At 41.8% G+C, this 8,836-nt stretch carries 7 protein-coding genes, 1 tRNA gene and 1 pseudogene; 1 reads left to right on the top strand and 8 read right to left on the bottom strand.

The features are described 5' to 3' along the window. Positions 1 to 485, top strand: a 485-nt coding sequence (locus LBL30_03240; protein ID MDR1032103.1) for a hypothetical protein, incomplete at its 5' end; no start/stop codon positions are given. Between the two features lie 158 nt (positions 486 to 643). Here LBL30_03240 and LBL30_03235 read toward each other — a convergent pair. From LBL30_03235 to rpsD, 8 genes and pseudogenes are all read right to left on the bottom strand, one after another. After that, positions 644 to 1,126, bottom strand: coding sequence for a crossover junction endodeoxyribonuclease RuvC (locus LBL30_03235; protein ID MDR1032102.1), 483 nt, complete (start codon positions 1,124 to 1,126; stop codon positions 644 to 646). 1,085 nt (positions 1,127 to 2,211) lie between these two features. Beyond that, a complete protein-coding gene (locus tag LBL30_03230; GenBank protein ID MDR1032101.1) occupies positions 2,212 to 3,903 on the bottom strand; it encodes a hypothetical protein in 1,692 nt (563 codons plus the stop codon). A gap of 135 nt (positions 3,904 to 4,038) precedes the next feature. Next, positions 4,039 to 4,236 (bottom strand): annotated as a pseudogene (locus LBL30_03225) (hypothetical protein). A gap of 87 nt (positions 4,237 to 4,323) precedes the next feature. After that, positions 4,324 to 6,348, bottom strand: coding sequence for a DUF927 domain-containing protein (locus LBL30_03220; GenBank protein MDR1032100.1), 2,025 nt, complete (start codon positions 6,346 to 6,348; stop codon positions 4,324 to 4,326). Continuing rightward, positions 6,345 to 6,587, bottom strand: a complete 243-nt coding sequence (locus LBL30_03215; protein ID MDR1032099.1) for a hypothetical protein — start codon at positions 6,585 to 6,587, stop codon at positions 6,345 to 6,347. The genes LBL30_03220 and LBL30_03215 overlap by 4 nt, the downstream gene beginning before the upstream one ends. Positions 6,588 to 6,925: 338 nt before the next feature. Continuing rightward, positions 6,926 to 7,822, bottom strand: a complete 897-nt coding sequence (locus tag LBL30_03210) for a hypothetical protein (GenBank protein MDR1032098.1) — start codon at positions 7,820 to 7,822, stop codon at positions 6,926 to 6,928. A 189-nt stretch (positions 7,823 to 8,011) separates the two neighbouring features. Next, positions 8,012 to 8,087: transfer RNA gene (locus tag LBL30_03205), tRNA-Ala, on the bottom strand. Positions 8,088 to 8,109: 22 nt separating this feature from the next. Continuing rightward, the gene (rpsD, locus tag LBL30_03200) at positions 8,110 to 8,724 is read right to left on the bottom strand and encodes a 30S ribosomal protein S4 (GenBank protein MDR1032097.1); all 615 of its coding nucleotides are present in this window, start codon (positions 8,722 to 8,724) and stop codon (positions 8,110 to 8,112) included. Between the last annotated feature and the right edge of the window lie 112 nt (positions 8,725 to 8,836).

Raw genomic sequence — 8,836 nt, 5'->3', positions numbered from 1 at the left:
GTGAGGCGTATTTGAAGGTCTTTGATCTGGAGTCCGAGACTGGGGTAGAGATGTTTTCTATCAACATCAACGAGGTAAGAGCTCATTTGTTTAACTTATCGGCTAAGGGGAATATTTTGAAGAACATTGGCTGTATGAACACGTATCTCAAGCGATATCTGTATCTGAACATGCTGAACTTGGTGGAAGACGATGAGATAGATGCTACTGCTGAGAGAGCCTCAAGCTCGAAAGACCGCAATACCAAGCAGATTGTCCTGGAAAAGCCAGTAAAGACAGGAGACAAGGTACTTTCAAACAACCCCAAGGTAGAGAGCTATATTAGCAAGGCTGAATCCATTCATAATCCTAATGAGATGAATAGCTTCATTGCTAACTTGAAGGATGAGAAACTAGCTTCGACGGAGAAGCTCGCTATCTGGAATCCTATTGCAGAAACAGCCAAGCTGCAAGGATGGCAGTTGGTTAATGGAGCTTATATGTGAGTAGGGAAGATGAATTGTCGTGGGTGCTATCTGTTTTTAGTTAACAGATAGGCCATGAGAAGGAAAGCTAAAAGTACGAGCAGGCAAGCAAAGCCTTTGAATAATTCAGTCCAAGCAAATGAGCCTGACACTTTCATCAACCTCAGGTAGTAATCTACCTATGCTGCCTTATATAGAGGATTATTGCAACTGCAGCTACCACAAATAGCTATAGCCAATGCATCTGCGCCGTCTTTCGATACTGCAGGACATTCCTTCCCTAAAATCATCTTCACCCTCTGAGCTACTAAGTCCTTATCTGCCAATCCATAGCCAGACACATATCGCTTTACAATAGTAGGTGGAAACTCTTTAATTTCCACTCCTTCAATGGTAATCCTCAAAGCTACAAGAGCAGCGCCTCTGGCACAACCAAGCTTCAATGTAGACCGAGGATTCTTCGCATTAACAAAAATATCTTCAATTGCTGCTATGTCCGGTCGATATTGAGCCACGACATCAGATAACTTCGTAAATATATAACTCAGCCTAACACCCAACTCATCTTTGGGCCTAGTCTTAATCACTCCATGACCTACGTAAGATAATTGCTTTACCCCTCGCACATCACCAACGCCACTAATCGTTACCGAATTACTCACTCGATAGCCATCTTCTATCACTCCTCACCCAGTAGCACACAACCCAGGGTCTATGCCTAAAATAATCATCCACATCACCACATATATAAAATTACAGACAACTTATAGGCAAAAACCTTACAGAGGAAGACTGGCTGGGATAATTTAGCGGTATTGCCGGCATTTAATGAGCGGTTAGAAAGGGGCGTTTGGTATGGGTTAGCTATGTTACTGGCGAGTTTGTTGTGTGGACGGGCAGACTTGTTTAGCGCAGATCCGTCTGGCCGGGAGTATTGCGAATAAGGCTGTCTAGAGGCGAAGTCAACACAATCGCGTTTAAATAGCCGTGTAGCCAGATTCATTGGTTAATGTGGTTTATCCCCCCTATGAACAGAGTTTAATCTAACTCTACGGTCGATTGTGATAGGTGTTTAATTAACTTCTTAAATCAAATTAAAGGGTGGAGGTGGGGCGCGGTACACAACCAGACTAGTCTGTTCTGGCTGGGGTGTAGTGGTTGGTGAGATGGGTTGGCTAGCTCTATTTTGGCAGTAAAAAAGTAATTCATTTTTGGCTGTGCACTGCGAGTTTAAGTGGTATCACACACCCTCTTTTTTCAAAGAAACTGGCTAGCTATGGCTGGCTGATGGCTAGCCCAACCAAAACCTCAGCACATGGCTGTACACTGCGGGTTTGAGCGCATCATGGCTAGGTTGGCTAGCTGCTTACGGAGATCATATACGCGGAAACGAGTTGATAACTAAAAATGTAAAAACTAAATAAAATTGAAGCAATTGCACAGAAAGCAATAGAGGAGGATAAAGAAGAAGAAGAAGAAGAAGAAGAAGAATCTTCTTTCTCTCTCTCTTCTCTATATTAGCGTTCCGAAGCTTTTTCCTTATAGAATAATTATTCCCCCCTTTTTTTAGTTGTTGACAAAATTGCCTAAAACAACTTACATATAGTTGTGTATGTATAACACTTGAAAATGACCTAGCCAACCTAGCCAATCTAGCCAACCTGCTCTCTAATCGCCTTCCAGAGCCATTTTTGCTTGGCACAAAAGCTAGCCACACTATAAGGTCTACCTAGCCAACCTAGCCAACCTATGAGATTTTTTCTATTAACGCTGTTAGAACATTCCGAGTTTTGTTTTGTCCGAAGGTAATATAGTAGTCGTTAATATCTTTGGCTCTAGGGGGGGAGGGAAATAAGCTCTCAAAAATTCTGAGTTCCTTGGAATCAAAATGTATGTAAATGGGAATGCTTTGAAATTTTCTTCCTGCATCTATTTGAGCCCCCTCTGTACAAGAGAGGAAGACCTCTCCTTCTCGGCGACGTTGTTTATAGATATGCCTATAGTCGGATAAGCATATGACTTCACTTCCTATTACTCTGCTGACTGTCAGGGCGTTAGCAAACCCCTCACAATAGATTCTTCTCTTTACGGTTTCTTGTTGCTCCTCACCTAACGGAAAGCTTGCATTTTCGGGGATAGAAAAGAAGCCGTGTCCTTTACCATTACCAAACTGTAGTTTAGTTGAGGGAAAATTAATTCCATCCTCGCTAAGATGTGAGAACAACTCAATACCCCAGTACTTATCATTAACAAGAGAGTTTGTTAAAGTGAAGTCAAAGTACTCCACCACTAAAATCCCTTTGGGGAGAATAAGTTGGCCGTTCATACACAAATCTTCCTGCAGCACTTTGCAGTTGTGTGGTTCTAACCCCCGCGACTTTAAATAAGGGTGTGTTTGTTGCGTGCTACAACGACTCAATAGGAGTTTTATTATCTCTGGTAGGGAGGCGTCTTTAGAAAAGTAAGTATCCTTACTTGGCTCATTATCTTTACCAGACGAGTCTGTTGAGTTTTCTTCACTCAATACTAGAAGAGTTTGTGCACTTTCTTTTAAGTTCGCCACACTTGATTCAGACGTCTCTGAAAGCGTATTATTCAAGACGTCATCAAACGAATATTCCTCACTTGATTCATTTAAAACCGATTCAAATGAAGGCTCCTCAATTGTAGATGTTTCAGGTGAGGTTGTTTCTATATTTAAGGCTACACCAAACTTCTCTTTTGCTAGAGCAGCAACAAGCCTCCTTGCTCTTTTGTCTCCATACAATTGGTAATAGTCGTTAATATCTGTCGGATTGCGCGAACTGTCTCCTTTCAATTCTTTAAAAGCAAGCTTGTCCTCCTCTGTAAACGGCACGTGAATATACGGGAATTTCGTCTTCTCAGCGTTCTTTATTCCGTTATCATCGCTATCGGCAAAAATGAAAACTATGTCCTTACTGCAAAAGTGTAAGCTGGGAGAAATCCTCGGTTGAGACTTTTTACACGCCTTATAGGCTCCCTTAATCCCCGCACACACATTCACTAAATTATGACAGTTCAAGGCCACCATCACTGGCCAGTTCAACAGAAGGTTTATTGTTAAGCCAGTAGCATATCCCTCGCACAACACTGTAGAATTAGGCGCTCCTCCTTTAATGAGAGCAAACAGATTCATAAATGGCAGATTAAAAAGAAATTTCTTCTCAAACTCCCCTTCCTTGTTTTTGTAAGGAAGAATGTACTGAATGTTTCGCCGTTCCAAGTTGAAGTCATAGCAGGGGATAATTAAGCTCCCAGCGGGAATGGTCAGCTTGTTGAAGAAGATGAATTCTCTTTCACACACCTCAACGTCAATATTATGAAGCCCCTTCTCTTCTAAGTAAGGGTGTCGGCCTTTCTTTGTTAATTGCAGCAAGTTATTAATATCCTGCAGGTACTCAGCTGGAACCAACTGCATTTGGACTGATGAGTTATTTTTTACCAGACTCGTCTTGTATGCTGCTGCCTTACCAGTTGAGACTGTTCTGGGGGGGGTGTCTTTCGATACCAGACGAGTCTGTGCGCATGAACTACGACACGAGTGTCCACCGTCAAGAACATCCATCGCACCATAAAAGTCTACCCTCTTAACATTCTCAACAAGATTGATTACCGACCCCTTCGTATTACAACCAAAACAGTAATAGCCAGCTTGGTTAAGAATTAGAGACGGGGTTCTATCATCATGTGCGGGATTAATGCAGTGGGTTAGGTAGTTACTACCCTTTCTATATACCTTCAAACCCAGCATTCTCGCGACACTAGGACAATCGTTGTTGGCTATAATTCTGGCTTTGCGATCAATCCAGTCGGGAGGTCCAGATTTTACTCTGTCCATTTAATTCATAAGACCTTGCTGCTGGCGTTTTTCTTTCCAACTAATACTATTAGTGCATCTGCCTGTCTCGGCCTCTTCGCCCTCATCTACCTCACGAGTTTCACCTTCTGGCATTGGTATAACGATCTTATAAACACATAAACGGGCATGGTCGATCGATACCCGACTAATAAGTGTCTTCTGCCTTTTCTTATTCGCCCAATTCTCCCTCTGCAGCCACTTCATATTTTCTAACGCTAACAGCAGATTCCGGGCAGAGACATCTTTACAAAACTCACTCTTAAAAGAATCCCTAATGATAAAATAAGTGGTGTCCTCATGATTTAACATCCTCCACCCCCAGGAAGGAGTTAATACCCCTATCTGATCATGTAGCGTAACAACGCTTTGGCTTGTGTTTCTTTTAACAATGGGGAATCTCCCGTTATTGGCTTTTAACTTAGTCAGGAAGGAGTCGATAATAAATTCCTCCCTACTTTCGCAAATACTATCCCTCTCAAACCAAGCCTCACATATCGAATTCCTTATAGCCAGCGCACTGCTAAGAATATCCTCTCTCGCCTTCCTCTTGTCTATTGAACCTAAGGTTATCGCTCTCAAATCAAGAGCCATCAAGCCAATCGCCTGCTGACAAATTGGAATAGTTAACCTCTCTCGTAATATGTGATCGATATCCATGCCTTTATAGCTTACGAGAATACTATCCCGTGCCTCATTGAAGTATTTGTTCACAAATTCAATAAGTTTATCCTGATCGTAGTTGACATCAGGATGACTCAACAACTCCCTCACAAAAGCGTGAGCAATACCTCCAAAGTTCTGCTCAACCCCACCTATTATAGCTGCACACAGAGAAGTCAAATTCTCGTGACCGTGTAGGTTTTGTACTACGCTATCGGTTCTCAACCATGTAATGTCAAAATCAACTATCCTTGATAAGCTTCCTTCTATTACTGGTTTCTTGGCCGAATTCATTATCTGCTCAAACGATTTTTCTGAAGAGCTGAGAATCGTGCACTGGTAAGCCTTCTGCTTTTTTGAGCTACCGGATTTCAGACAACGCCCCCTTTCTAATCCAGAACTAGCAGCAAAAACAAATTTGTCGATTTCACCTGCATGATCGCAACAAAAATGCATCTCATCATAGACAACAACGGTGTTATTATTTTCGAGTGCCTTATTCTCCATATCGTTACAGGTGCTATTCCAAGTGAAAAAAGCATTATTGCTAGGCTTGCGATAAAGCGACAAAGCTAATTTCAAAGCGGTGCTTTTCCCCTTACGCGATTGCCCCACCAAATTAAAAATAGGTGCAATCGCAATTGGAACAAAAGGCAACAGCGAAGCAGTCAACGCGTAATAGGTAGCCGCTTGCAGAAGTGGATTGCCAAATAAGTACTTCCCCACATTAGCATCCCATTCTGCTGGTGATCTTCCCATAGGAGATTGGGTGGCCATCTCATAAGAAATATTACTAACCGTTCTAGCTAATGATAGCGGATCAGCAATGTAGCTTACGTCCTCAGAAGTTATATAAAAGAGTTCACCCTCATATGAATGCCACCCACTTTGGTCGAAGAGCTTTATCCTACGTAGACCAGATTCCTTGGAATATATGTGATCAATTATTTTCTGTTTCGTCCCTCGACGCAGGCCTTTACTTTCGAGAAATGGTATGAGCAGTTCTCCTCTTTTTCCCGAGAGCAACTCTCTAGGAATATCAACAACTCGTGAGGTATCAGCTTCCGTCTGGATTTCCACCCTCACCAATCGGTCATCATTTTGATCGATGATCATATTAAGACACTCAACGCCACACGACTCTGTATTAGGTCCCCCCAAGCTATTGACCGGTTTGTCAGTAACACTCGTATTGGGAACGCCACCAAAGATAGACTTAGGTAAATCTTGATTCGCTTCACTAATAGGCTTGGAATCAGCCGTAGATTTGATAGAATCATCCTCGATTTTTGAATTTGCCCCTTGCTCATCAGCGGGGGCGGTTGTTACATCTTTATCAATCATCGAGCCACCTCTGGCTTTTTAGGTTTCTTAGCCGCTCTTTGCTCGAGATACTCAATGACGCTTTCAACGGGGTAGGCGACTTGCTTGTATCCGATGTTCTCCTTCCCTTTTATGCCTTTGCCTTCGCTGTCGTACGTTCGCATTGTTTTTGCCCGCAGCATTCCGCCTGTCACAGCGTACAATTCGTCCCTCGTGATATAGGGCGACTTCCAGTCTTTGAACAAAATTCTAAAATCCATACAAAACTCCTTAAAAAAACATTCATCAAGCACCTACTTAATTCAGATGCAACAACAATATACATCGAAAAACTCTAGGAAAAGTGCGAGATTGATGTCTATTTTACGACGGTCGTAACGACCGTCGTTCCTGTATGGTCAGTTAAAACCAGTCTTGGCTTGGGTTTTAGACTGCTACGCATCAAAACAGAATTAACTGACGACCGTCGTAACGGCAGCCGTTAAATTTCAGCGTCTCAATGACTTCAAATAGGCAGATTTCTTGGACTACCCACGATGTTGTAATCATGCAACAAATGCAGATCATCTTTTACGACGGTCGTCAGCTATTTTAAGCGTTAAGGCTTATTTAGAACTTTTTTAGGCGCTTTTGACTGCCTTTTCCAGCATTCTTGGCTACCTTTGAGAAGGGTAATAATTGATTCCAAGAGATTAAACGAAATCTCTACTTTCTCCGTTTCCCCTTTATGATTTGGAAAACTGAACTTAAGGATATTGCTGTTTTCTTTGTGATTAACCGATAATCCTATCTCTTTGAGAGCAGTCACCACCTTTCCCCAAGCGCTTTGGTCTTTGATATCTTTGATTTTTATTGACTTTGACTTTATTCCTTCTAATTTATTTCCAGCTAAATAATTCAAAAACCTTACGTAATCTAGCTTTTGTGAACTCAGCCACTCCAAATTATGATACTGAACAATCTCATGCTTCTTCTTATGATGCTTCACTAGCTTCTTGGGTAAGCTCAGAGGGAATCTTGGATCTATGGCCTTCTCCTTATCCAGCCAGCTAATCACATCTATTATGTTAAAAATTTTATAAATTACCTTATGAGGTAATGAGGACAACGCAGACGCATATTCAATCGTGCGTTTAATATCTTCAGGTTTGTCATCTTTAATACTTAATTTCAATGGCAGTAAATAAGGACTATATTCGTATCTAATCTGGTCGGCCTTAAAGCCTACTATTTCTCGCTTTTGAAGCTCAAGCTTGTTGGCCAAAACAGCGCTGTCAATAATCTCATCAGCTTCTTTTATTAAAGAATGCTCCACAATTCCGCCATAACCCCCTGCTGGGTTATATCCTTTCATGTCTATCCCAAGCATAAGATACGGCAGCTCCAAAACCAGAACTGTATCTATGTCCAGATATCTTTCGACCTTTAAAGGATATTTCTCTTGTAACTCCTTTAACTCTTTTTTCTCCTCTGCAGTCAATTTTCTAAGGCTCATGTCTTTATTCCTAGATAAACATTCAACCAAAAGTAGTTCCTTATAGCATTAATCAATGCTTACCAATATTATTGAAATTTACAGAAACTTCAGTGATTTTCTTATAAAGAGTTGGACAGTAGTTGGATAAAATATAAAACCTTAAACAATCCTAAAAAACGAAATCACCAACAAATCCAGCAAAACTACTGGTGGAGTCGAGGGGGATCGAACCCCTGACCTCTACGCTGCCAGCGTAGCGCTCTCCCAGCTGAGCTACGACCCCTTTTGGCGTACTTTAAAACCTGTTAACGTGAGTAGAACTCAACCACAAGATTGGGCTCCATCATAACAGGATAAGGAACATCGACCAGCTTAGGAGCATGTATGAATTTGCCTTTCATAGAGCCGTGATCGATCTCTACATACTGAGGAACTGAGCTTTCGCCCGAGCGAACTGCTTCCAGCACGACGACGTTATTACGCATCTTTTCAACTAGTTCTATCGTATCGCTGTCCTTGACTCTGTAAGATGGAATGTTAACCCGTTTGCCGTTTACCTTTACGTGTCCGTGATTGACGATTTGGCGCGCTGAAAAAACAGTAGGAGCCAGTTTCATTCTGTAAATAACAGCATCCAGCCGTCTTTCTAAAAGTTCGATAAGATTTTCGCTGGTATCTCCATGCTTACGGGTTGCTTCCTGATAAAGAGAACGGAATTGTCGCTCTCCTATGTTGCCGTAGTAGCCCTTTACTTTCTGTTTAGCTTTCAGCTGTACCGCATAATCAGTAGGTTTTTTGCGATTCATGCCATGTTGCCCAGGTCCATACTCCCTGTCATTCACTGGACTTTTTGCCCGCCCCCACAGGTTTAACCCTAAGCGACGATCTATCTTATGTTTAGCTTGAATCCTTTTAGTCATTAAGCGCCTTTAAAACTCTTCAATAAACCAATAATTTACCATTGCTTCTAGCACATAAGCACAAAAAGCACAACAGTTAAGGATGAACGAGGCGGTTATACAGGATTAAACT

Source organism: Holosporales bacterium (genome assembly GCA_031263535.1).
GTDB lineage: Bacteria > Pseudomonadota > Alphaproteobacteria > UBA3830 > JAIRWN01 > JAIRWN01.
Note: the sequence above shows the minus strand (reverse complement) of the source record. Positions and strands in the feature narration are given on the sequence as shown.

Bases quoted from the DNA above. Each gene is read 5' to 3' on its own strand.
- rpsD (MDR1032097.1), bottom strand. From the start codon at position 8,724: ATGACTAAAAGGATTCAAGCTAAACATAAGATAGATCGTCGCTTAGGG.
- LBL30_03230 (MDR1032101.1), bottom strand. From the start codon at position 3,903: ATGCAGTTGGTTCCAGCTGAGTACCTGCAGGATATTAATAACTTGCTG.
- LBL30_03220 (MDR1032100.1), bottom strand. From the start codon at position 6,348: ATGATTGATAAAGATGTAACAACCGCCCCCGCTGATGAGCAAGGGGCA.
- LBL30_03215 (MDR1032099.1), bottom strand. From the start codon at position 6,587: ATGGATTTTAGAATTTTGTTCAAAGACTGGAAGTCGCCCTATATCACG.
- LBL30_03210 (MDR1032098.1), bottom strand. From the start codon at position 7,822: ATGAGCCTTAGAAAATTGACTGCAGAGGAGAAAAAAGAGTTAAAGGAG.